The sequence below is a fragment of the Mammaliicoccus sp. J-M41 genome (assembly GCF_022385935.1).
In the GTDB taxonomy this organism is placed as follows: domain Bacteria; phylum Bacillota; class Bacilli; order Staphylococcales; family Staphylococcaceae; genus Mammaliicoccus; species Mammaliicoccus sciuri_A.
Genome location: NZ_JAJNIR010000021.1, coordinates 1 through 24,388, shown reverse-complemented (window position 1 = coordinate 24,388; position 24,388 = coordinate 1). Strand labels below are relative to the sequence as shown.

Genomic DNA, 24,388 nt, shown 5'->3' with positions numbered 1-24,388 from the left:
TTCAAAAATATCGTTATAATGAATAATGGTATAAGGAGGTCCAAACGATGAAACATTGGATTGAACAACAGGTGTTACGTGCACCGCATAAAATTGCAATTCAACAAGGTGATGTTGAATTAACGTATGAACAACTATTTAACGATTCTAAAAATAAAGCACATTACATTAAACAACTTCAATTGAAAAGAGTTGGATTATATATCAAGAATGATATTAAACATGCATCACTTATCATTGCAGCTTGGTTAGCAAATGTAGAAGTGGTTATGATTAATACGAAGTTAACACCAGTTGAAATTGAACAACAATTAGAAAGTATTGGCGTTCAAACGGTCTTTACGTATAAACCTTTAAATATCAAGCAAAATTGTATTGATATTGAGGATATTTATTTGGAAGACAGTAAACATGAGAATTATGATTTTACGTTTGATATGGATGATATTGCGACGATTATGTTTACTTCTGGTACAACTGGTCCTGCAAAAGCTGTACCACAAACTTTTTCAAATCATTATTTTAGTGCAATGGGTTGCAAAGAAAGTCTCGGCTATGATGAATCAACGAGATGGTTGTCCGTCTTGCCGATTTACCATATTTCAGGTTTAAGTGTGTTAATACGTAGTTTAATAGAAGGTTTTACACTTATTTTAGAACCGAAATTTGATGTAAATCGCGTAATGCATTTAATTAAAAATGATAACATCACACATATTTCATTAGTGCCTCAAACATTACAATGGTTGATGCAAGATGAGTTAACACAACCATATCAATTAGAAAAAATATTATTAGGCGGCGCAAAGTTATCCGAAACGATGATTAATAAAGCGTTAGACAATCAATTACCGATTTATAATTCGTTTGGAATGACTGAAACATGCTCGCAGTTTGTGACAGCAAGTCCAGAGATGTTACGTGAAGAACCAAGTACAGTAGGGAAAGTACCTTCAAATGTTCGACTTAAAATTTTAAATCAAAATAAAGAAGGACATGGGGAAGTCGCTGTATATGGTGGAAATGTGATGAATGGTTATTTAACAGGTAGTCAGAATTCAGATACATTTGAAGATGGTTATTTTAAAACAGGTGATGTGGGATCAATAGATAATTCAGGTTATGTATATATTTATGATAGAAGAAAAGATTTAATCATTAGTGGTGGAGAAAATATTTATCCATTTGAAATTGAACATGTGATATTAAATCATCCTGACGTTCAAAATTGTGTTGTTGTACCAGTTGATGATGAAAAGTGGGGGCAAGTACCAGCATTAGTGTATGAAGCGGAACAGACTATCCAAGATGATGTATTTAAAAATATACTCGCTACAAAATTAGCAAAGTATAAACACCCAAAATACTTTTATAAAATAAATGAAATTCCAAGAACTTCAACAGGTAAACTTTCAAGATATAAAGTAAAGGCGTGGGTCATGAATGAGAAAAAATAGTTTGCATTACTATAGATTCAAAGCACCTTTCAGAGTACCAATACGAACACCTTTAGTAGAATTAAATGAACGAGAAGCATTAATTGTAGAATGGCAAGACATGAATGGGTCTACATATTATGGTGAATGCAATGCGTTTAATAGTGACTGGTATCATTTCGAGACAATAAATAAAGTTGAAGAAACTTTAATAAAATGGTTCGAAAAACATGAATTTGTTGATTTTAATAGCTATCCATTATGTTGTGAATTAATAGATGAACTCAATGAATATCCGAATGCACGTAGCGTTATGTCTATGATATTCTTTCAGAAATTCCATGAGTTAAAGCCGATTGAAGTAGCATATGGTGCAACAATTAATCAAAATATTGAACAATATTTCAAGCAATATAAAGGTGAATTACCAACGAGAATTAAATTAAAATGGCATGACGAAGTTAATCAAGATATAGAATTTTTAACAGAATATTATCCGCAAATACAAAGAGCGATTGATGCAAATGGCGTGTTAAATCATGAACATGTTTCTTTATTAAATACATTTAAAGATGAACAATTTATATATATTGAGCAGCCATTTTCTAAATATGAGGACTATATTGAGCATGTTAATACGCTCGAGTTACCAGTATTTATTGATGAAAGTGCTCTAAATTTAGAGGGAATTATTCAATTTAATCAGCAACATCTTATCGATGGTGTTGTGATTAAAACTTCACGTGTTGGAGGGATAGATAAAGCACTTGAAATTATTGAATATTGTCACGAACATCGACTTAAATATGTCATAGGTGGAATGTATGAATTTGGACTTAGTAGTTACTTTACAGCTTACTTGGCACAGCACAGTTCATATCCGAGTGATGTGACGCCAAGTGATTATTACTTCACGGAAGATTTCGTTGTTGATAGCGCAAAGACTAATGGTCATCAAATTAAATATGTACGACCGATAGTTGATAAAGATAAATTAACAAAATAAAAGGCATATGTGCTAAATTTTTAGCGCATATGCCTTTTATTTTGTTAATTTATCTTTTTTAGGTGGAACAGGATCGTAGCCACCTGGATGAAATGGGTGGCATTTTAAGATGCGTTTCGTACCTAACCAAGTCCCTTTTATAACCCCATACTCTGAAATAGCTTCAACAGCATAGTTAGAACATGTTGGTTGGAACCTGCATGTTGGTGGTGTCAGTGGCGATATATATCGTTGATAAAGGCGTATTAATTTAATAAATACTTTTTTCATAGCAATGCTCCTATTTATAATTGTTTTTCGTTAAGTTCTGGTATGGTTTAACATCAGTAGAATTGAATTTATAGAAATCTGTTGTCTGTTTCATATGAATGTTAATCGTTTCATTTTTAATTTTTCCAGTTGCTTTAATGTTAAAGGTTAGCGTTTTTGGTAATGTTTTGTCTTTTTGGAATGTAAGCTTAAACTTACCACTTTTAATTTTTAAGTCGTTAATATTGCTTAATGACGCTTGATCTGCCAGAGGTGATTGGCTAAATCCTAGTTGATAGAGATATTCCATAACTTTACCTGTACCTTCATATGAAAGGGTATCGTTTTCTAAAGTGACATCGTCTTCAATAGGTTTAAGTAAACTTTGATTAAAAGTCGTTAAATCGAACCAATCTTGTCCAATTTTTTGATAATAATCTATTTCGGCATTCTTTGCATGATAATTTAAATACTTAGATTTAGGTGAGGATTTGATTTCGTTTGAATCAATCCAAACACTTTTATTATGCACTGGAAATTGTTTTGTATTACTTTCTTGTTCGACATTAAATGCAAGTTTATCATGGTGGTTTGTTCGGCCATGTGACAGTTGTTTAAGCGTTGTTTTTTTATCTTGAAAATCAACTGTTGTTTCGTTACTAGATTTAATCGAATGTGAATCTACTTTTTTAATATTTTTTTGAAAAGCTTCGATAGCATCGCTACTATCATCAAATTTATTTTGACCTTCTGGACTACAACTTGCTAGAATAAGAGTAATTGTTAATACTAAGGTCGTTAAGGTTAACTTTTTCAATATCTTCTACCTTCCTAATAATATGTATATACAGTTTATCATAATTGAAGAAAGAGGTCGTGTATCATGCGCTACAAAGATCCAAATGGATTGGATGTTGATTTAGCTTATAAATGTCCAACAGATCAACAAAATGCGAAACATGTTCTAGGTATTCCTATTTTTAATAATGAATATGTGTTAACGCATCATAAGATAAGAGGTATTGAATTTCCTGGTGGGAAAGTTGAACCAAATGAAACGAATAAAGAGGCTGTTCAGCGTGAATTATATGAAGAAACGGGTGCGGTCGCTAAAAATATAACGTTTATTGCTTCGTATACTGTACATGATACAATCCCATTTAATAAAGATGTCTATTTTATTGAAGTTGAGTCAATGGATAGCAATAAAGCGTATTTCGAAACTTATGGACCCGTTATTGCTAAAGAAATCAATGATATACCTGAAGAAGAGAAGAGTTTTCTATTAAAAGATACAGCAATATTAAAGTGCGTTGAAAGGATGTATAAACTTGGATTTCTACAGTAAGAAAAAAATGCCAGTTTTCTTTAATCATCATCTAACTGAAGAAGTGATATATGAAGTGGATGAATTGAAAGTTAGAGGCATGTTGATGACACCAAATGAACGTGTTAATCGCATCGTTGTATATTTACGTGGTGGAAAAGGACAAGTAGGTAGAGTGAGACCAGGTCGTATGGCGCAATTTAAAGATAAGCATACACTTGTCTTTGCACCTTATTACAGAGGTAGTAACGGTAGTGAAGGTAGAGATGAATTTTGTGGTGATGACCTACATGATGTTATAAAAGGTATCGAAATATTAAAGTCACATTACCCAAACGTTCCTGTTCATATGATTGGATTCTCTAGAGGTGGTATTCAAGGCTTACTTACGTATCAAAAAGTGAAAGCGACGAGTTACATTATATGGGGTGGCGTTTCAGATTTATTGATGATGTATGAAGAACGAATTGATCTAAGAGGGATGTTAAAAAGAATGGTCGGACATCCTAAAAAACAATTTGAAGCATATGCACGTAGAAATGCATTGCAATCTATTCATAAAGATAGTCCGCCTATATTAATCGTTCATGGTGATGAAGATAAGCAAGTTAATATTAATATGGCATATCATCTAGAAGAACATTTAAAGCAAGAAGCGGTAGATCATCAAACAATCTATTTAAGTGGAGAAGGCCATGTTTTAAGACCAGAAATAGAAAAGCAAACATTGTTACAAATTAAAGAATGGATGTATAAATGTGAAAAGAGCTTGGACCAATAAGGCCCTAGCTCTTTTAATATTTTATAAGCGATTATACGTAAATCCGCCTTCTTCTTGAATATGCTCAGAAGACTCACCGAATTTACTGAAGTTTTCTTTAAAGTTCATAGCAAGTAATTTTGCTTTTTCGTCATATGCGTCAGAAGATACCCAAGTATTACGTGGATATAATATTTCTGAAGGTACACCTGGTACATGTTTCGGAATATTAAGACCAAAGATTTCATCTTTAACAAATTCTGAATTCTTAATTTCTCCACTAATTGCACGACGAATCATTGAACGTGTATGCTTCAAGTCCATTCTTGAACCTACACCGTATTCGCCACCAGTCCAACCAGTGTTTACAAGATAAACATCTACATTGTGTTCATCGATTAGTTTACCAAGTAATTCAGCGTATTCAGTTGCATGTAATGGTAAGAAAGGTGAACCGAAACATGTTGAGAATACTGGTTGAGGACTTGTTACGCCTCTTTCTGTACCTGCTAACTTAGAAGTGAATCCACTTAAGAAATGGTACATAGCTTGTGATTTATCTAATTTAGAAATAGGTGGTAATACGCCAAATGCATCTGCAGTTAAGAAGATAATAGTATTTGGGTGACCAGCTATTGATGGTGTAATAATATTATCGATAAAATCAATTGGGTATGCAGCTCTTGTATTTTCAGTTAATGAAGTGTCGTCATAATCAACTGATCCATTAGGATTTACGGTAACATTTTCTAAAACTGTTCCATAACGGATAGCATCGTAAATTTGTGGTTCTTTTTCACGGCTAAGACTTACTGTTTTAGCGTAGCAACCACCTTCAATATTGAAGACACCATTTTCGTTCCAACCATGTTCATCGTCACCGATTAATTTTCTATTAGGATCTGCAGATAAAGTTGTTTTACCTGTACCAGATAGACCAAAGAATAAAGCTACATCTTTGTTATAACCTACGTTTGCTGAACAGTGCATACTCATAATGCCTTTTTTAGGTAATAAATAGTTCATGACTGAGAATATACCTTTTTTCATTTCACCAGCGTATTCAGTACCACCAATTAATATGACACGGTGTTTGAACGAAGTAATAATGAATGTTTCAGAATTTGTGCCGTCTTTTTCTGGATCAGCTTTAAATCCTGGTGCACTAATAACAGTGAAATTAGGGCTGATATTAAGTGCTTCTTCTTTAGTTTCTGGGCGGATAAACATATTCTGTGCAAATAAGTTGTGCCAAGGTAACTCATTAATAACACGTAAATCTAAACGTGATGATTCATCTGCACCTGCATATCCATTAAAGACATAAAGTTGTGATTTTTGGTTTAAGTAGTCAATAACTTGATCATATAAATTTAAAAAGTTACTTTCTGAGATAGGTTGGTTGATTGTTCCCCAATCAATATCTTGTTCAGTATCTTCCTCTTTAACGATAAATTTGTCTTTAGGAGAGCGACCTGTGTATTTACCAGTTTCCATTCTGATTGCACCAGATTCTGTTAATACGCCTTCTCCTGCTTCTAGAATGTGATTGTACAATTCAGTTCTAGAAAGTTGTTGTAGTGTAGTGTCCTTCTTTAAAAGGTTTGAAAGTTCGATTGATTCGGTAATTGACTGTATTGCCATAAATGACGACCCCCATGTCTAATATTAATGTTGTAAGCATTTTCATGGAATTAGTATAACACATTAAAATATATAGTCTATACTAATGAGTAAATTTGTTATAAAATTTTTTTAGAAATTTGAATGTGTTTCGTTCCATTGACATATTATGAAAACTTTAGTATTATCATTTCTGACGGATTCTCTTATCCTGAGTGGTGGAGGGACATGGACCCAATGAAACCCAGCAACCTCTTTCTAATGAAAGAAAGGTGCCAAACCGTTTGCAGACCAATATTGTCTGAACGATAAGAGCGAATGGACGAGTGTGCCTTCTCTCTATATCTTTATTGAGAGAAGGCACTTTTTATTTGCGCTGAGGAAGAGACCGTACAACTTTATTTAAAGGAGATTTTTTATGTCAAAGAATAGAAGACTCTTCACATCAGAATCAGTAACAGAAGGGCATCCAGATAAAATTGCGGACCAAATTTCCGATGCTATTTTGGATGAATTATTAAAAGGGGATCCTAAAGCAAGAGTCGCTTGTGAAACAACAGTAACAACTGGTATGGCTTTAATTGCAGGTGAAATTTCTACTTCAACTTATGTAGATATCCCTAAAGTAGTTAGACAAACAGTAAAAGATATAGGATACACAAGAGCGAAGTACGGTTATGATTTCCAAACGATGGCGATTTTAACTGCTATTGATGAACAATCACCAGATATCGCACAAGGTGTAGATTGCGCATTAGAAGATAGAGATGATTTATCAGATAGAGAAATAGAATCAATTGGTGCAGGTGACCAAGGTCTTATGTTTGGTTTTGCTACAAATGAAACTGAAACATACATGCCTTTACCAGGTTATTTAGCTCATCAACTTGCGAAGAGATTAACAGATGTACGTAAAGACGGTACTTTAGAATATTTACGTCCAGATGGTAAGACACAAGTAACAGTTGAATATGACGAAAATGATAAACCAGTAAGAGTAGATACAATCGTTATTTCTTCACAACATCATGAAAAAATTGAATTAGAAAAAATTCAACAAGATATTAAAGATCATGTTATTTATCCAATCGTACCTAAAGAATTATTAGATGAAGAAACTAAATTCTTTATTAATCCAACAGGTAGATTTGTAATTGGCGGACCACAAGGAGATGCTGGATTAACAGGTAGAAAAATCATCGTAGATACTTACGGTGGTTATGCAAGACATGGCGGAGGATGTTTCAGTGGTAAAGATCCTACTAAAGTAGATAGATCAGGAGCATACGCTGCAAGATATGTTGCTAAGAATATAGTAGCAAGTGGATTAGCAGATAAATGTGAAGTCCAATTAGCATATGCAATCGGTGTAGCACAACCAGTATCCATTTCAATAGATACTTTTGGTACAGGTAAAGTAGAAGAAACTGTATTAGTAGAAAAAATAAGAGAAGTATTTGATTTAAGACCAGCAGGTATTATTCAAATGTTAAACTTAAGACAACCAATCTACAAAAAAACAGCAGCATACGGTCACTTCGGTAGAACAGATGTTCAATTACCATGGGAACAATTAGATAAAGTAGATTTACTAAAAGACTTATTAAAATAAATGATGAAGCTCTGTATATAATCTTACGGGATTTATGCAGAGTTTTTATTTTAGGTTAGGTGGAAGTTGGGTCGTTATTAGCAGTTTTGGTAAGAAGTGCAAATACTGGGGGTGTTATTTGCAGTTTAGGCTAGAAGTGCAAATACTGAGGTTGTTATTAGCAGTTTAGGGTGAAAGTGCAAATACTGGGGTCGTTATTAGCAGTTTTGGTTAGAAGTGCAAATACTGGTACCGATAATTACACTTCTGAGTAGTTTTGTAATTAAGGGCGTCCATAGTAACATTTCAGCCGACTTTTGTAATTAAGGAGGTCCATAGTAACACTTCAGGCGAGTTTTGTAACTAAGGCTGCCCATAGTAACATTTCAGGCGAGTTTTGTAGCTAAGGCTATACTTAGTAACACTTGAGCTGACTTTTGTAATTAAGGCACTCGTTATGAACAAGTTTGGGCGAAAGTGTTCACAACGCACCCGTTACAAACAAATTTAAGTCAAGTTGTTCATAATGAACTGAATTTTTATAAAATATTTACTATTAAAGTGTGGTTTAACTACTCAAATGTATGAAGTATAAGAAATTACGTTATATAATCAATATATTTCATGATATATACTGAATTTATTTGTAATTTTTACTATAATGGAATTAATACATATGAAAGGGAGCGATCTACAATTATGAGTCAATTAGAACCGATTCATTATGGATTAATCGCAGCGATCGTTATTGCGATACTATTTATTATATTATTCTTTGTTTCATTAAAGCAGAAACAAAAATCTTTGAATAAGATTCAAGAAGCTCATAAAAAAGAAAATGAGACGCTTAAATCTGAACATAAAGAAAAGTTAGATCATGAAAGAGTTGAAAATAAAAAGGTTCTAACGAAACAAGAAGAAACTCATCAAGAAGCAATTTCACAAAAAGAAAGAGAAATTGACTCATTAAAGTTATTTTCTAAGAATGAAGGGGAATATATAACTGATAGACATTTGTTAGAGTTGAGAGACCAACTTGTTAATGAACGTAGAATTAGACCTGAAGATATGCATATTATGGCAAATATCTTCTTACCTAAAGATCCATTAGGTAAAGTTCGACAAATTGATCATTTAGTCTTAACAAGAACGGGTATATACGTAATTGACTCTAATTTAGTAAGTGGTCATATCTATCACGGTATTACTGAACAGCAGTTTAGTGATTTTCCAGTATTAGGACAAGTCTTTGAAACATTGGATTTAAACCCAAACAAAGAACAAACGTTATTACTTGAAAAACAATCAAATAATAAAACTGCAGCATTCCATTCATATACTGATGAAGTTAAAGAAGTTGATAATACAACTGAAGAATTACAAAGACAGTTAGAACTTAAATATACACCGACACCAATTATTTACTTCCATCCAAATGAAGTAAGTGAAGCAACTATCAGTAATTATTCACAAGACCCTAACATTAAAGTGTTAGTTGGTGAAAAACAACTTCAACATTTCTTTAATAAATTTGTATTCCATGGTAGATTCCAATATAGTGTGGAAGACCTTGAGAGAATTATGGATGAAATTGAAAAGTTTAACCCGTAATAACTAAGCGCTGCATTTTATGTAGCGCTATTTTTATACTAAAAAAGGTGGTTATAAGTATGGTAAAAGAAAATTTTGAAGTTAAAAATCCTGCAACTGGTGAAGTAATCGAAACGATTAAGAACAATACGGAAGAAGATATTAACAACAAGATTGAACAGGCACATGATGCTTTTCAAACATACAAAAAGAAACCAGCTCATGAACGTAGTGCATTGTTATATAAATGGTATGAATTGATTCTTGAAAATAAAGAAGAAATTGCTTTAATTATGACAAAAGAAAGTGGAAAACCATTAAAAGAAGCTTTAGGTGAAGTTAAATATGCGACAGATTATATATTATGGTTTGCTGAAGAAGCAAAACGTACTTATGGAAGAACCATTCCAGAACATGTTGATAACAAACGACTTATCGTTACACGTGCACCTGTAGGCGTTGTAGCGAGTATAACACCATGGAACTTCCCAGCAGCTATGATGACTAGAAAAGCAGCACCAGCATTAGCAGCAGGATGTACGTTTATATGTAAGCCAGCACAAGATACACCTCTTACAACTATGAAATTAGTTGATCTTGCACATGAAGCAGGATTTGATCAAAGTGTTATCCAATATGTAAATGGTTCAGGAAAAGACGTCGGTGCAATTTTTACAAAACATCCTTTAATTTCAAAAATTACTTATACAGGTTCAACACCTGTAGGTAAACAGTTAATGGAACAATCTAGTTCGACATTGAAGAAAGTAACACTTGAATTAGGCGGCCATGCACCATTGATTGTTCATGAGGATGCAGATTTAGATAAAGCAGTTCAAGGAACAATTGCTTCTAAATTTAGAAATGCAGGACAAACATGTGTATGTGCAAATAGAATATACGTACACGAATCTATTAAAGACGCATTTGAAGATGCACTTAGAGCAGAAGTTAGTAAATTAAAAGTAGGCGATGGTCAGGATGAATCAACAGATATAGGTCCTGTTATTAATGCAGATGGTTTTGAAAAAGTTAAATCTCATATTGAAGATGCAACGAGTAAAGGTGCTCGTGTGATTACTGGAGGAGATAGTTATAAAGATGGTGGTTATTTTATTACACCAACTGTTCTATCTGACGTTTCAGACGATATGAAAATCATGGTAGAAGAAACGTTTGGACCGGTAGCACCAATTCAAACTTATAAAGATTTAGATGAAGTTATTATAAAAGCAAACGATACACCATTTGGTTTGGCAGCATATTTCTTTACTGAAAACTATAGTAATGGTATAAAGTTGTATGAGAACTTAGATTATGGTGTAATTGGTTGGAACGATGGCGGACCAAGTGCAGCTCATATTCCATTTGGTGGAATGAAGGAAAGTGGATTTGGTAGAGAAGGTGGTTCAGAAGGTATTGAACCATATTTAGAAACTAAAGTTGTTTCAATTTTAATTTAAGTATCGTCTAAAATTAGGAGGCAGTAAAATGACACAGAAAATAATTGAGTTTTACAATGGCAATTCTATACCAGCTTTAGGGTTAGGAACATTCAGAGTAGAAAATAATGATGAATGTAGAGAAGCAGTTAAACATGCTATTATAAGTGGTTATAGACATATAGATACAGCTCAAACTTATCACAACGAAGAAAAAGTTGGACAAGGTATCAAAGAAGGATTAGAAGAAACAGGATTAAATAGAGAAGATCTATTTATTACAACTAAACTTTGGATGACAGATTATGGTAGAGAGAATGTTCAATCAGCATATGAAGCATCTTTAGAAAGATTAGGTTTAGATTATGTAGATCTATATTTAATTCATTGGCCTGGCCAAGATAAAGACCTTATCACAGAAACATGGAAAGCTATGGAAGACTTATACAATGAAGGCAAAATTAAAAATATTGGTGTAAGTAACTTCCACGTACATCATTTAGAATCATTATTACAAGAAGCTTCTATTAAACCAGTTATTAATCAAATAGAATGTCATCCATACTTAACTCAAAAAGAATTAAGAACTTATTTAGAAGCACAAAAAATTGTTGCACAATCATGGTCTCCTTTAATGAATGGACAAATATTAGAAGACGAAGTTGTAAAAGAAGTTGCAAATGAGTTAGGTAAAACACCAGCTCAAGTTATTATAAGATGGAATATTGATGAAAATATTGTTGTTATTCCTAAATCAGTAACACCATCAAGAATCGAAGAAAACTTAAACGTATTTGATTTTGAGTTATCAGAAGATCAACTTTCAAGATTAAATGCTTTAAATAAAGACGAAAGAATCGGACCAGACCCAGAAGTCTTTACTGGTCAATAATAAACACAAAAGGACTGATAAGAAAAATTTATTCTTATCAGTCCTTTTTATTTTGTCATACATATAAATGAACCTTTTACGTAAGAGGCTTTATAAGTGATAACCTAAATAACATGCTCCGATTGATAGTATGACTGTAGATACGATATAAATAGTCATCATTTTATATGATTTTAACAAGTATCGTTCATAAATTTCTAAAAAGTGAGTAGAGAATGTTGTAAATCCTCCGCAAAAGCCTATTGCAATAATTGCATATGAAAAACTATCATCATTTAAATATTGTGCAGCAAATCCAATTATAAGGCTTCCGATTACGTTAACAGTTAAAGTAGCTACTGGGAAGTGATTTGTATACAGTTTAGTGAAGAATTCATTCACAAAATTTCTGCAAAGAGCACCTATACCTGAACTTATCATAATATATAATAACGTCATGCTTGGTCAGTTCCTTTCCTATAACCTATTGCAATAAATATGAAACCGAGAAGTAAACTAACGAGTAAATACGTGCCTGCAAGGAATATATGTCCACGTTCTAGTAGCTCGACTGTTTCTAAACTTAAAGATGAATATGTTGTTAAAGCACCTAAGAAGCCTGTTGTTATTAATTTTTTAATATTTGGATGTGATTTGAAATAGTTAATGAAATATGTAGAGAATATACCCATTAAAAGTGCTCCGATTACGTTAACGGTTAATGTGGAGAACGGGAATGCGTCATTAGTGATCATTAAGGAAACTAAATATCTTAACCCTCCACCTATAGCACCACCTAAAAATATTGCTAAATATACCATTTAATAAACCTCCTCATTAAAAAAAGGAAACATAATGTTTCCCTTAAATTATTCCGAAAAATCTTATTATAACGACAATATGATATAAAATGACGATGAATAAAACGATTGGTAATAGTTTATTCAATTTTGAAAGAGTTGTGTGTTTATCAGTTTGATATTTAATTGACTTATCAGTTGTAAAGACAGCGATTAATAATAAAATACCGTTTAATATACTACTTATTAGTACGAGTGACACTAAAGATCCAAACATCGTTTCTAAAAGTGGGTTTTGTGCACTTAAAAATAAACTAATAATAATAAGTATAATTGATATATAAAAATAGCGTTTAGCTTTATCCATGATGCCCTCCAAAAATTCCGTATAATCGTTTATGTTATCATATAAATTATTTTATTGCATCTAATAATTCCATTACTTCTTCAAAGTCGTCCATTTTTTTACAATGACTAGGAATGATGAAAAGAGAGGTATTCGCATTTTCTTTTAAATCAATAAGTTTTAAATGGGTTTCAATGAAAAGTTCGCCGTTGTATGCTTTGCGCAACAATCTTTTAGTAGGAAGGTCATTCTTTTGAATATTTGAACGGCACCATGCGGCATCGCTACACATAAAAATCTTTAAATTAGAGAATGTCATCATTAAGCCAAATTGACCTGGCATGGCTCCTGGCAAATCAAAGCTAACTAAGGCATCTTGATTGAAGACTTTATATCCTTTACCCAAAATAGGGTGTTCTGTTTGTACAAAATCTTCTACAAATTCAATGCGCTCTTTAAAGTTATCTGGCATAACATGAAAGCTTAATTGAAGGTTATTGTTGTTGGAAACTTGTTGTGTAATAAAATCATGATAAGCTTCACTTGAAGTTATGATAGTCGCATTTTTAAACGCATTTAAATAACCGAGATGATGACTTGAAAAATTGGTAATGATACAATAATCGATCTCATCTGGATGTATATGATCTTTCAACAATTGACTTGGCAACGTTTCGTACACTTTATAGTCTTGTCTACGAAATAATTTTAAAGTTTTTAAATCAGTGCTTGGTTTCACATGTTCGGAAAAGCCTGTATTTATGAGTATTTTGAAATCATTAATTTCTAAATAGTAGGAAAAAATATAGTACCGTTCAACTCGGCTCGTAGGACTATTATTGATGACTGCTTCATCACCTAAAAACGAACCGGTCGTATATAGTTTGAAATGCTTTATTGTTTCTATATTATCAGCCATCAAAATACACCACCTAAGCAATTTATATTTATATTACTTAAAAAATATTATTTGATTTATATTTATTCTTATTATGCCATAAAGCACCTCAAAATACATTTAAAATAACTTGGATATTGTCGTTTTAAACAAATAATTTAGTAAGCGATTGCAAATTATGGTACGATAAATGCACAACATGTAGAAAGGAATGAAATTCATGAGTAATCTTAAAGTACAAGTTTTTGCTGATGGTGCAGACATTGAAGAAATGAAACAAGCCTATCAGAATAAAGAAGTTGATGGTTTTACAACAAATCCAAGTTTAATGAAAAAAGCAGGTGTAACGGATTATAAAACATTTGCTGAAGATGTCGTTAAAGCAATACCAGATGCTTCAATTTCATTTGAAGTATTTGCAGATGATATAGAAACAATGGCTAAAGAAGCAGAAATCTTAAAACAATACGGTGAAAACGTATTTGTTAAAATTCCTGTTGTAAATACACAAGGTGAATCAATGATTCCTTTAATTAAAAAATTATCAGAAAGTGATGTTAAAGTTAACGTCACTGCTGTTTATACAATTGAACAAGTTAAAGACATAGTAGAAGCAATTAAACCAGGTGTTGAAACTTATGTTTCAGTATTCGCAGGTAGAATTGCTGATACAGGTGTAGATCCACTACCATTAATGAAAGAATCAGAAAAAGTTTGTCATAGTAAAGAAGGCGTTAAATTATTATGGGCAAGTTGCCGTGAATTATTTAATGTTATTCAAGCAGACGAAATTGGCGTAGATATCATTACATGTCCAAAAGATGTAGTAGCAAAAGTACCAAACATCGGAAGAGATATTAATGAACTATCTGTAGATACAGTTCAAGGATTTGCTAAAGATATTAAGGCTAGCGGATTAAGTATTTTATAAGAATGAAGATCATCGAACCCAACAAAGTTAGTTAACTTTGTTGGGTTTTTTAGTTTTGTAAATAAAATGATTTTTAGAAGTAACAAAAGTAGGAGGAAGTGTAATTAAGAGAGCTTATAGTAACAAATATCATAAGAGCATATATTAAAAATTTTTAGATATATAAATACTATATTATAAGAGAATATGTACTTGAAATATAGGCATGCCTAAAACATAAATATGCGAAATAATTTATATTATTTTACGATAACTAATTCATTAACTTGTCTCAAATTTTGTTATATAATCATATTTCAGTGAAAAAATCGGAGTGTTGGAAATGGCAAATAATTTGAGAATTGCACAACGTGGCGCATATATAAGTTTGGTTACTTATATTATCCTTTCTATTTTGAAATATGTAGTAGGGACAACTTATAATTCAGCTGCATTAAAAGCGGATAGTTTAAACAACTTAACAGATATATTTGTTTCTGTGGCAGTACTGATAGGGTTGAAGATTTCAGTCAAACCTGCAGATAAAAATCATCCTTATGGACATATGAAGACTGAAAATATTACAACTTTAATTGTATCTTTTATCATTATGTTTGTCGGGATAGAAGTTATTTCTAGCAACATTCCTAAGTTAGTTCAAGGTAATTATAGTGAACCTAGCACACTAACAATATGGGTTAGTTTTATAAGTGGTATTATTATGATTTTAGTATATTTATTTAATTGGAAGTTAGCGATTAAGACTAAAAGTACATCACTTAAATCAGCAGCAAAAGATAATTTGTCTGATGCGTTAGTCAGCATCGGTACTGGTATTGGCCTTATATTTACACAGTTTGGTCTACCTATAATTGATATTATTCTTGCTGTTATTCTTGGCTTTATTATTGTTTATACTGGTTTTACGATTTTTAAAGAATCAATATTCACTTTGAGTGATGGTTTTCATGAAAAAGATTTAAATAATTATATAGAAGAAATTGAAAATATAGAGGGCGTATTAGACGTTCCATCTATAAAAGGGCGTTATCATGGTAATAGTGTCTTTCTTGATGTAACGATCATTGTAGATAAAGATTTAACATTAGATGAAGCACATGATATATGTGATTTAGTTGAACATCAATTAAAAGAAGCAGGCGCTTATTCATCTTATGTACATCCTGAGCCTAACTTGTAAACAATTTATTATGAAATTCAAATATTAAAATAAATTAAATAAGTATGATACTATTAGTATATGAGTGTTTGATATATATCTAAGGGGATGTTATTCATGCAAATACTAGGAAAAGGATATGAGAATGACCATCATTATTTTCATGTTATTACTGATAAAAATCATCTTATAAAAGTTAGAGTTCCAGATGATATGGATGATCATGATTTAAGACACTTACTTGAAGCAGTTTGTAATGATTATGATGAGGCTAATAGCTAAGTTTAATGAATATATGAATGCATTTAAATATTTGTATAGAAATAAGCATATCACGCATCTGAATTTAATTTTAGATGCGTGATATGCTTTTTATTTACACTGTATTTAATCTATTATGTCGTCTCCATAAGAAGAATTCAATAATAGCAACTGGAATAAGTGATAATCCGAATAATGGCATTGCGATTCCTAGTATAACTAAGAATACAATGAGTCCAATTGGAATTTGATTACTAGTTCTTATTGGTGCGCTAAATGAGTTTGATTTCTTTCGTTTCATCCATGATAAGAAACCAAATGTAATACCACCAATAAAGGCTAAACAAACTAATAGGTTAATGATTTTATTTGCAGTTCCAAATAGATGACCTTCATGTAAAGGTATACCGAAACTGAACCATTTACCGATAATACCATAATCATCATAATCTACTTTATCTAATAGTTTACCTGAGTATTGATCGAAATATGCTGTTGTTTCTTCTTTTGGTGCAACGTCTAGTCCTGTAACACCTGTATTACTACTTTTCGAAACAGTGAATACACCTTTTTCATCAGAAGGGTAAACGATAGAGAATGGCTTTTTAATGCCATTTTCTTCAGCATTTGCGATAATATTTTCTAAACTTTGTTGTCCATCTGCACCAATCACATTACTCATAGAACCGTGATGTGCGGCATGTGGATCTTTTTTAGATGAAGGTTTCTCCTTAGTACGAGTTGCCCAGGGTAATTCATTATCTTCTGATTCTGGTGGGTTAGCTTGTAATGCTGTATAGCCAAGCTTTGGATGATCCTCAGCAAATTGGTTAATTTGTTTACCCATAAGTGCTGACCACGGTAAACCAGTTAATACGATTATAAATATAGGAATTGCAATAACAAGTCCTATAATCGCGTGTAATCGTCTATTAAATAAGAATGATGATTTCTTTTTTGTTGGTTTCAATGCTTTTGATTTAAAAGTTAAATAAATACCTGATATAATCATAAAAATTGTCCAACATGCTGCTAGCTCAACTAAATAATTTACAAAACTACCACCAACAAATAAAGAACTATGTGCTTCTCTTAATACGTTGGAATATGTATATTTAGCGTTTTGATTTGCAACTCTTTGGTTATGTTCATCCAAGAAAATATAGCGTGAATCACCCTCTTCATTCCCGATTGTAACTCTGTTATTGTATGGCTCATTCATAATACTAATTTTTTGAATGTCGTATCCTTTATATACATCTCTAATTTCTTGAATAGCATCATCTAGTGATTGATGACCCTTTGTAGCGCTATCTTTAAAAAATTCATCGTGGTAAATATTATTTTCTACATTTGTATAAAATAAATAACCAATACCAGTAAGTGAGAGTGTCAATAATAAAGGTGTGATAAAGAAAGCCGCATAAAAATGTAACCGTCTCAATGGATTAAAACTTTTGTTCATGTACTCAACCTCTATTTCAAATAATGTATAACTTCTATTTAACATTATTATTTTTTGAAATTAATTACAATATGGAAACGACGCAATTTTTGACGCTTTCGTGAAGACCGAAAAATATATGTAATAAATGACTTGAAAATGTAATAATAAAATACTCTAAATATTCAGTTTAAGATGTTAAAATATAAGCAACGGGATGAGGTGAATGACTATGTTAACAAACCTAAAATTATTCGACGATCACGATAATCGCACTCAAATTATTAATCAATTTTACAATGGATTAAATCAAGTGAATATACATGATGCAGTCATTGCTTTAGAAGAAAGAAAGCATCAAGATTTTCCTCATGGTTCAGTATATTTTAAGAATGATTTATCTAAAGCTAAACAAGATGAATTAAACTTAAATGAGTCAGATGGCTTATTTATCATTGAAGAGAATGGGACACAAAAAGGCTCAATTATCCCATTACATGATATCGTGCAATATTTAGCAACAAATAGAGAACGTATTGCACAGGAAAAATCACTCAGTTTAATTCAATTAGAGAACATTATCGATCGTTTAGAATTGACACTTAAATCAGAAGATTTATAATCATAATAAGAGATCGGGATTAAGAATAGTCCTAGTCTCTTATTTTTTTAGAATGGAGTGTATGAACATGTACGATGCAATCATATTTGATTTTGACGGTACGATAATAGATACAGAAATTAATTTATTTAACACTTTAAATAAACATATTGAACAAAAGAATAATGAAAAGATAAGTTTAGATGAATATAAAGCTTCTATCGGATCAGTATCAGAAGCATTAAATGATAAAATATTAAATGCTTTAGGTTCAAAACAGGCTTTAGAAGAGATGTTTGAAGATCATTATGAAGGTACGAAATCTTTACCGATTAAACCAGTAGTTAAAGATTTAATAGAATATGGTACTCAAAATCAAAAGAAAATGGGTATCGCAACTAGTAGTTATAAAGCGCATATTATGCCTAATGTACAAAGATTAGAATTAGATAAATATGTCGATGTTATTAAAGGGCGAGAAGATGTTGCGTTTGTTAAACCGAATCCAGAATTATACATTCAAGTAGCACATGATCTTAAAGTTGAACCTGAAAAGTGTTTAGCAATTGAGGACACAACAAATGGTGCACAAGCTGCAATAGATGCTGGTATGGACGTAATCGTTATAACGCATGATATTACAGAAGATTTGAATTTTGATTCATTAAATATTTTAGCAAAGAATATAGAGGCTGAAGAGATTATCAATCGCTATTTGTAATGTGAATATACATTGTATCTTTTTCTAAAATGAAGCGGCGTCATGTTTCTATGATTTTTAAAGACTTTTGTAAAATGAGCTTGGTCATAAAAGCCATATTCTAACGCTATATCTGAAATAGTTTGATTTGTATTGAAAATAAGTGCAACAGTAGCTTCAAACAAATGGCGATTTCTATAATAATTATGGTGGGAATGACTTACATAGGTATCGTTAGTAGGAATTTCACAATAGGGTGGCTGTTTAATATCATCTAATAACGCAATGATACTCGTAGAAACGGTCGTTGTTAATTGTTCTTTATGAAAAGGTGCAAGAATATTAAGCGTATTTAAGTGGTCACATACTTTATCAAATTTGAAAGACTGAATAATGGGGTAAAAATTTTTGAGTAAGAAGTATTCATAAATATTTGAAGCCAATGTATATACCATTAATTTATTAATATTAAGTATACATATTTGACCATTAACTGCATAAATAAAGCTATATTCATCAAATGGTACAATGCACAAAAATCCTTTATTCAATGTCATCATGTAGTTCGATGTATGATAAAAAATATTAATATTACCATTTGTGACGTAGATGATCGATGCGTCTTCATTATGATAGATCCATTTATTTTCATGTGAAATAAAGTTGATATTAAACTTAAACATCCTTTTCACTCCTTCAAAATAGCAATTTTGAAAAATAATCAACGTATAGTTTGATTAATGTTATAATTAAAATATTAATGAATTTTAGAGGTGTGTAATGAATAACGAACAATATAAATCCATTGTTTATAAAAAGCTTTGGTTTATCAATAAAAAAGAAAAACATATAGTGGATGAGAAATTAAACCATCATGCAGATAAAAATTTAATCGATGAATATGGTAAACCAAGTAAATTTGTGAATGAATTTGTAGAAAATGAAATTATAGATAAAGCAACACCACCAAGTAGTTTGTATAAAGTAATCACGTTAGGTGGTTTATTATTTGGAAATGTCTTAATGGCGGGCATTTTAATAACAGCTGCTTTGTTGATATTAGGGACATTTACTTTATATTTCACAAAACCAATTGGTGAAGCATTAACATTACAAGCCTTATACCTTGTCATTGGTATTGTGTTATTTTTTATAGGTTATAAAGGTATCAAATGGGTAAATGCATTCTTTACAAGGCGTTTATTAATCGCTAGAAGATTTAAAGAATTTTCATAGATTACTAACTAGGGGGTGTTGTAGATGAGCTTGTTATATTTTGATGAATGGCGTGATACACGTGCAACAATAAGATATATTGTTCAAATTATGGGGAAATGTTGTTTAGCTGTGAATACACCTGAACCGTTATATAAGCACGTCATGTTAACTGTCAATCAAGTTGGGCTATCTACAGGCGTATTAAAAAAGGACAATCATACATTTGAAATTAACTTAGATTTAATCGATCAGTTATTAATCGTTAAAATAGATGAAAAAGAAGAATCTATGATCGTCAAATCTGGACTTACAATTCAAGAATATTATCACTTTGTATTTGATACATTACATGATAACGGCATTGATATCACTATCAATACGAAACCGTATAATATTCCATATGAAAAAACGCTAGATGAAGATGACAAAGAACGAATCTTTAATCCAAAGACTGCATATCATGCACTAAGATTAATGCAGCAAGCTCAATATGATCATTATCAATTTTTACATTCAAGAAATATTAAAGATGTCAAAACAGGTTTGTTCTGGGATAAATTTGATGTAACATCTATTTTTTATGTAGAAGGTAATGATGAGTATACCGTATCACTTTGTTATTACTTTGGAGATAAATATAGAGAGTCTCCTTATTATATTATTAAGATTAATCCGTTTAAGCAAGATAAAATCAACTTGAAACAAGTAGAACCATCATATGCTGAATATAATGGTAAAGATGGAAGCTTTTTAATTTATGAAGAAGATTTGGAAAGTATTATTAGAAGAGATGAAGTATTGCTGACATTCTTTAATAGTGCATACCAAGCATTGTTATCAGGCGTAAGTAGTAAGTTAATATAGAATAACAAAAAAGTCGTTACGCAATTAGTGCGTAACGACTTTTATATATTTGAGGGTAGATTTTGTCTGTTAAGATGATGCTTTTGAAACTGAATGAGTCTTAATGATTCACCGAGTTTCATACTGATTATAGGATATTCATGATAGATGACTTTCGTATGCTGATTAATTAATAACAATTTAGTGTAATGTTTGTATGCGTCGATATGAACAATGTGTTTACTGTTAATCAACATATAATTGTAGTTAGATTTAGCGCTTGTTGGAAATAATACGAAATCTTCAGTGGCATAGATAAGAATGGGAAGCAGTTTAGAAATATTTAAGACGTATTTGGCGTAATGTTCTCTTGATTTTAAACTAGCACCTTCAATTTTTAGTGCGTCATTAATAAGATAGGGGATTGAATGATTAGTATAAATGGTTGATTTATCTAAATATTCGATTTGGAATCTATAAGCTGAATCATCTGCGTATTTCAGTAATGTCATATTAGGGTTGATTAAAGTCATTTGATACACCTCCCTATATAACATGTTACTTAAATTTCGGGAAAAATATTGTAATTTTTGAAGATTTAATTGTAATTAAAATAAAAAATGTGATTTCAATTTACGACGCGCATTTTTGCGATAATACTTAATGGACGATTCACTTTTATTTAAATATATCGCAATTTCTTGGGTTGAGAATCCTTGTAATGTTAGCGTTAACCACATGAGTTCATCTTGAGATAAAATCTCTAACATACTAAATGTTTCAAATTGATGAGATTCAATGAAGCTTTGATCTAACATTTCATGATTAGAAGTGGGTGAAACACGTTTTGAATCTTTACTTTGCTTTCTGATGCAGTCAATGAGATAATACTTTAATTTCGTATATAAATATTTATCTAGTGAAGCGGTCTTTGAAAAATCGTATCGCTCAATTTCAGTCCATAGTTTAATTAATAACAGTTGATAATAATCTTCGTAACCGTATTGGATATGATATCGATGCAGTAAATAATGAATCATATTTTTATATTGCTTATAATAATGTTCAAATTTGTGTTGTTTCATGTTGTCCTCTTTGGTGAGCATGCACACGTTTATTTCCGGATAAACGCATTGTAAATAATATAGAAACACTTTAAAAATCAGTTAAATATTAAAAAAACGGACAAACTTTAAAATAGAACATAATTTATGAGATTATTTTGAAAAAATAAAGACTTTTTCTCGAAAATATCTTATAAAAACATAGATTGAAATGATTTACATTTTCGCTTCAAACGTGTATATTTGGTTATATATATGGACATATGTTTTATTGGGGCAAAGATTAGGAGGCTCATCATATGGATTACGAACATCTAAATTTAGAACACTTTTTTGCAAGAAATAATGACTTGAATACGATAAGAGATAACGCAGATTTTGTAATGATTAACAACGTAAACAGATTTATGAATTATAGAAATGGCGAAGAAGAGGGTACAATCAATTTAAGCCAGTATAACTATAAGAATAGATCAGCGGCAATGTCATTTATATTTATGAATTATTCAACTTATAAATAAGCAAACATACTTTCAAAGCATGTTTGCTTTTTTTGTTGAAATATAATAGTAATTAAAACGTAACATTCTTATTTTTGAATAATAAGCCCTTATCCTATAGAATATAAAGAGTAAACTTTAATGCAATTGTAAAAAATAGGTAATAAATTATGATTGATGGTGGTTTACAAACACAGAGGTGAAACGATGAAGAATGCCAGGCTAGAAACCATTAAAAATTTAGTCATATTATCAATAGTCTTGTTAGTTATTGTTGGCCTGTTTTATTATTTGATTTCAGATCATTTGAAATTTTATGAAGTAGATAAACAAGAAGATAATGTAGAAGTTCCATTAACTTTAAGTAAAGCGGTAAATAAACAATATAAAAATGATACGAAAATGCAAGTAGCAACAGAGTCAGGCAATTGGAAAAATGCAACACGAAGCGAAATATATGAAGTGATGGATGTAGAAAAAATCTTAAATGATAAAAAACAAGTATATCAATTCTTGAACTTATCAGAGTATCAAGGAATTGAAGAAAAACGAATTCATCATATGTTAAGAAAACAAGAAGTACTTGAAGATTATACAACAGAATTTTTAAATGCTGCTAAGAAAGAGCATGTTAATGAAGTGTATTTAATATCTCACGCCATATTAGAAACAGGTAATAACAAAAGTGAATTAGCAAATGGTGTCATGTTAACCGACAAAGGGAAAGTAACGAAATCTAAAGAAGAATCTGATGGTAAAAAGTATTATAACTTTTATGGTGTCGGCGCATTAGACAGTGATCCTATCGGAACAGGCGCAAATTACGCTAAAAAAAGAGGCTGGGATACACCTCAAAAAGCCATATCAGGTGGCGCGAAATTTATACATGATCATTATTTATCAAACCCAGAACAAAATACCTTATATAGTATGAGATGGAACCCAGAGAAACCTGGCGTACATCAATACGCAACAGATATCAAATGGGCACAAAGTAATGCACGTATAATAGCAGATTTCTATAACGAACTTAAAACAGAAGGAAAGTACTATATCGTATATAAGTACCAAGATACAGATAAGTCACTTTCAATCAAAGCATTAGATGAAAAATTAGATAAACAAGAAGAAAAATAGTAATAAAGAAGACTCGAGACAAATGTTTCGAGTCTTTTCTGTGTGAGTGGAGTATTGAAATTGTCATAATGGACTGCTGTTATAAGCAGTTTTGGCAAGAAGTGCAAATACTGTGTTCCTTAGTTACAAATCTCAGGAGTTTTGTAATTAAGGCGGTCCATAGTAACAGTTTGGCTGATTTTTGTAACTAAGTCGGTCCATATTAACACTTCGGCCGAGTTTTGTAACTAAGACGGTCCTTATTAACAATTCGTCTAAGTTTTGTAACTAACAAACGCGTTATGAACAAGTTTGGCGAGAAGTGTTCACAACGCACCTGTTATGAGCAAGTTTGGCGAGAAGTGTTCACAACGCACCCGTTATAAACAAGTTCGACCAGAAGTGTTCACAATGCACCCGTCCAAATCAAAACCACCCGTTTAACGGGTGGTTTGTTCTGCGGCTATAAGCCTCTATTACTGACCAGCCCTAAAAGGGCACTGAGAAGATCAGCCAAATGTACTACTTTCCCAGCAACCCTTAAAAGGGTTGTTTTATTTTTTCTTCTTTCGAGTTTCTTCCCCAGTAAAAGGATCTATGTACTCTATCATT

General features: G+C 31.4%; 28 protein-coding genes and 1 riboswitch. Of the genes, 17 read left to right on the top strand and 11 right to left on the bottom strand.

Annotated features, from left to right (window positions below; genetic code table 11):
* Window positions 1-47 precede the first annotated feature (47 nt).
* Window positions 48-1,457, top strand: coding sequence for an o-succinylbenzoate--CoA ligase (gene menE, locus LQ686_RS08870; protein WP_107565785.1), 1,410 nt, complete (start codon window positions 48-50; stop codon window positions 1,455-1,457).
* Window positions 1,444-2,442: an o-succinylbenzoate synthase gene (gene menC, locus LQ686_RS08865; RefSeq protein WP_025905547.1), complete on the top strand. Its 999-nt coding sequence runs from the start codon at window positions 1,444-1,446 to the stop codon at window positions 2,440-2,442. Before menE ends, menC begins: the two co-directional genes overlap by 14 nt.
* Before the next feature lie 36 nt (window positions 2,443-2,478).
* On the opposite strand, the gene yidD is transcribed toward menC, so the two are convergent.
* A complete protein-coding gene (gene yidD / locus LQ686_RS08860) occupies window positions 2,479-2,712 on the bottom strand; it encodes a membrane protein insertion efficiency factor YidD (protein WP_239733280.1) in 234 nt (77 codons plus the stop codon).
* A gap of 10 nt (window positions 2,713-2,722) precedes the next feature.
* Complete coding sequence (locus LQ686_RS08855; RefSeq protein WP_025905545.1) at window positions 2,723-3,508, bottom strand: hypothetical protein; 786 nt, start codon at window positions 3,506-3,508, stop codon at window positions 2,723-2,725.
* 66 nt (window positions 3,509-3,574) lie between these two features.
* On the opposite strand from LQ686_RS08855, the gene ytkD reads away from it, so the two are divergent.
* Together ytkD and LQ686_RS08845 are read left to right on the top strand one after the other, a co-directional pair.
* On the top strand, window positions 3,575-4,039 hold the full coding sequence (gene ytkD / locus LQ686_RS08850) for an RNA deprotection pyrophosphohydrolase (RefSeq protein ID WP_239733279.1): 465 nt from the start codon (window positions 3,575-3,577) through the stop codon (window positions 4,037-4,039).
* Entirely contained in the window at window positions 4,023-4,799 is a 777-nt protein-coding gene (locus tag LQ686_RS08845) for an alpha/beta hydrolase family protein (protein ID WP_025905543.1), read from the top strand. Before ytkD ends, LQ686_RS08845 begins: the two co-directional genes overlap by 17 nt.
* A 21-nt stretch (window positions 4,800-4,820) precedes the next feature.
* Here the strand turns inward: LQ686_RS08845 and pckA are convergent, their stop codons facing one another.
* The gene (pckA, locus tag LQ686_RS08840; RefSeq protein ID WP_107565783.1) at window positions 4,821-6,422 is read right to left on the bottom strand and encodes a phosphoenolpyruvate carboxykinase (ATP); all 1,602 of its coding nucleotides are present in this window, start codon (window positions 6,420-6,422) and stop codon (window positions 4,821-4,823) included.
* Between the two features lie 182 nt (window positions 6,423-6,604).
* A riboswitch (SAM riboswitch) is annotated at window positions 6,605-6,716 on the top strand.
* 103 nt (window positions 6,717-6,819) lie between these two features.
* On the opposite strand from pckA, the gene metK reads away from it, so the two are divergent.
* The 4 genes from metK (at window position 6,820) to LQ686_RS08820 (ending at window position 11,916) form a co-directional block, all read left to right on the top strand.
* Window positions 6,820-8,013, top strand: a complete 1,194-nt coding sequence (metK, locus tag LQ686_RS08835) for a methionine adenosyltransferase (RefSeq protein WP_025905541.1) — start codon at window positions 6,820-6,822, stop codon at window positions 8,011-8,013.
* A gap of 678 nt (window positions 8,014-8,691) precedes the next feature.
* Window positions 8,692-9,603 carry a nuclease-related domain-containing protein gene (locus tag LQ686_RS08830; RefSeq protein WP_037589699.1) on the top strand — a complete coding sequence of 304 codons (912 nt, stop codon included), beginning with the start codon at window positions 8,692-8,694 and terminating at the stop codon, window positions 9,601-9,603.
* Between the two features lie 59 nt (window positions 9,604-9,662).
* The gene (locus LQ686_RS08825; protein ID WP_025905539.1) at window positions 9,663-11,045 is read left to right on the top strand and encodes an NAD-dependent succinate-semialdehyde dehydrogenase; all 1,383 of its coding nucleotides are present in this window, start codon (window positions 9,663-9,665) and stop codon (window positions 11,043-11,045) included.
* Between the two features lie 28 nt (window positions 11,046-11,073).
* On the top strand, window positions 11,074-11,916 hold the full coding sequence (locus tag LQ686_RS08820) for an aldo/keto reductase (RefSeq protein ID WP_025905538.1): 843 nt from the start codon (window positions 11,074-11,076) through the stop codon (window positions 11,914-11,916).
* A 90-nt stretch (window positions 11,917-12,006) separates the two neighbouring features.
* Here LQ686_RS08820 and LQ686_RS08815 read toward each other — a convergent pair whose 3' ends face one another.
* From LQ686_RS08815 to LQ686_RS08800, 4 genes are read right to left on the bottom strand one after another with little or no spacing between them, the layout of a single operon-like run.
* On the bottom strand, window positions 12,007-12,354 hold the full coding sequence (locus tag LQ686_RS08815) for a fluoride efflux transporter FluC (RefSeq protein ID WP_107565782.1): 348 nt from the start codon (window positions 12,352-12,354) through the stop codon (window positions 12,007-12,009).
* A complete protein-coding gene (gene crcB, locus LQ686_RS08810) occupies window positions 12,351-12,716 on the bottom strand; it encodes a fluoride efflux transporter CrcB (RefSeq protein WP_103361845.1) in 366 nt (121 codons plus the stop codon). Before crcB ends, LQ686_RS08815 begins: the two co-directional genes overlap by 4 nt.
* Before the next feature lie 43 nt (window positions 12,717-12,759).
* Entirely contained in the window at window positions 12,760-13,062 is a 303-nt protein-coding gene (locus tag LQ686_RS08805) for a hypothetical protein (RefSeq protein WP_025905535.1), read from the bottom strand.
* Between the two features lie 46 nt (window positions 13,063-13,108).
* Window positions 13,109-13,960: an MBL fold metallo-hydrolase gene (locus tag LQ686_RS08800; RefSeq protein ID WP_107565780.1), complete on the bottom strand. Its 852-nt coding sequence runs from the start codon at window positions 13,958-13,960 to the stop codon at window positions 13,109-13,111.
* A 199-nt stretch (window positions 13,961-14,159) separates the two neighbouring features.
* Between LQ686_RS08800 and LQ686_RS08795 the strand changes: the two genes are divergently transcribed.
* From LQ686_RS08795 to LQ686_RS08785, 3 genes are all read left to right on the top strand, one after another.
* A complete protein-coding gene (locus LQ686_RS08795) occupies window positions 14,160-14,870 on the top strand; it encodes a transaldolase (protein WP_103361843.1) in 711 nt (236 codons plus the stop codon).
* Between the two features lie 316 nt (window positions 14,871-15,186).
* The gene (locus tag LQ686_RS08790; protein ID WP_374229777.1) at window positions 15,187-16,050 is read left to right on the top strand and encodes a cation diffusion facilitator family transporter; all 864 of its coding nucleotides are present in this window, start codon (window positions 15,187-15,189) and stop codon (window positions 16,048-16,050) included.
* A gap of 96 nt (window positions 16,051-16,146) precedes the next feature.
* Window positions 16,147-16,311 carry a hypothetical protein gene (locus LQ686_RS08785; protein ID WP_162841912.1) on the top strand — a complete coding sequence of 55 codons (165 nt, stop codon included), beginning with the start codon at window positions 16,147-16,149 and terminating at the stop codon, window positions 16,309-16,311.
* A 94-nt stretch (window positions 16,312-16,405) separates the two neighbouring features.
* On the opposite strand, the gene LQ686_RS08780 is transcribed toward LQ686_RS08785, so the two are convergent.
* Window positions 16,406-17,755, bottom strand: a complete 1,350-nt coding sequence (locus LQ686_RS08780; RefSeq protein WP_107565779.1) for a PepSY-associated TM helix domain-containing protein — start codon at window positions 17,753-17,755, stop codon at window positions 16,406-16,408.
* Window positions 17,756-17,960: 205 nt separating this feature from the next.
* Between LQ686_RS08780 and LQ686_RS08775 the strand changes: the two genes are divergently transcribed.
* Together LQ686_RS08775 and LQ686_RS08770 are read left to right on the top strand one after the other, a co-directional pair.
* Window positions 17,961-18,356, top strand: coding sequence for a hypothetical protein (locus LQ686_RS08775; protein ID WP_233695170.1), 396 nt, complete (start codon window positions 17,961-17,963; stop codon window positions 18,354-18,356).
* Between the two features lie 67 nt (window positions 18,357-18,423).
* A complete protein-coding gene (locus tag LQ686_RS08770) occupies window positions 18,424-19,056 on the top strand; it encodes an HAD family hydrolase (protein ID WP_107565778.1) in 633 nt (210 codons plus the stop codon).
* On the opposite strand, the gene LQ686_RS08765 is transcribed toward LQ686_RS08770, so the two are convergent.
* Window positions 19,047-19,718, bottom strand: a complete 672-nt coding sequence (locus LQ686_RS08765) for a helix-turn-helix domain-containing protein (RefSeq protein WP_107565777.1) — start codon at window positions 19,716-19,718, stop codon at window positions 19,047-19,049. The genes LQ686_RS08770 and LQ686_RS08765 overlap by 10 nt on opposite strands.
* 97 nt (window positions 19,719-19,815) lie before the next feature.
* Between LQ686_RS08765 and LQ686_RS08760 the strand changes: the two genes are divergently transcribed.
* Both LQ686_RS08760 and LQ686_RS08755 read left to right on the top strand, forming a co-directional pair.
* On the top strand, window positions 19,816-20,271 hold the full coding sequence (locus LQ686_RS08760) for a hypothetical protein (protein WP_107566139.1): 456 nt from the start codon (window positions 19,816-19,818) through the stop codon (window positions 20,269-20,271).
* Between the two features lie 24 nt (window positions 20,272-20,295).
* Window positions 20,296-21,117 (top strand): DUF5996 family protein, encoded by an 822-nt coding sequence (locus tag LQ686_RS08755; RefSeq protein ID WP_107566138.1) that lies wholly within the window; start codon window positions 20,296-20,298, stop codon window positions 21,115-21,117.
* 41 nt (window positions 21,118-21,158) lie between these two features.
* Here LQ686_RS08755 and LQ686_RS08750 read toward each other — a convergent pair whose 3' ends face one another.
* Entirely contained in the window at window positions 21,159-21,629 is a 471-nt protein-coding gene (locus tag LQ686_RS08750; RefSeq protein WP_232151596.1) for a competence protein ComK, read from the bottom strand.
* A 75-nt stretch (window positions 21,630-21,704) separates the two neighbouring features.
* The gene (locus tag LQ686_RS08745) at window positions 21,705-22,181 is read right to left on the bottom strand and encodes a sigma-70 family RNA polymerase sigma factor (protein ID WP_107566137.1); all 477 of its coding nucleotides are present in this window, start codon (window positions 22,179-22,181) and stop codon (window positions 21,705-21,707) included.
* A 278-nt stretch (window positions 22,182-22,459) separates the two neighbouring features.
* Here LQ686_RS08745 and LQ686_RS08740 point away from each other — a divergent pair, with 278 nt between their 5' ends.
* The gene (locus LQ686_RS08740) at window positions 22,460-22,681 is read left to right on the top strand and encodes a hypothetical protein (RefSeq protein ID WP_107566136.1); all 222 of its coding nucleotides are present in this window, start codon (window positions 22,460-22,462) and stop codon (window positions 22,679-22,681) included.
* 186 nt (window positions 22,682-22,867) lie between these two features.
* Entirely contained in the window at window positions 22,868-23,797 is a 930-nt protein-coding gene (gene sagB, locus LQ686_RS08735) for a peptidoglycan release complex glucosaminidase SagB (protein WP_107566135.1), read from the top strand.
* Window positions 23,798-24,388 lie beyond the last annotated feature (591 nt).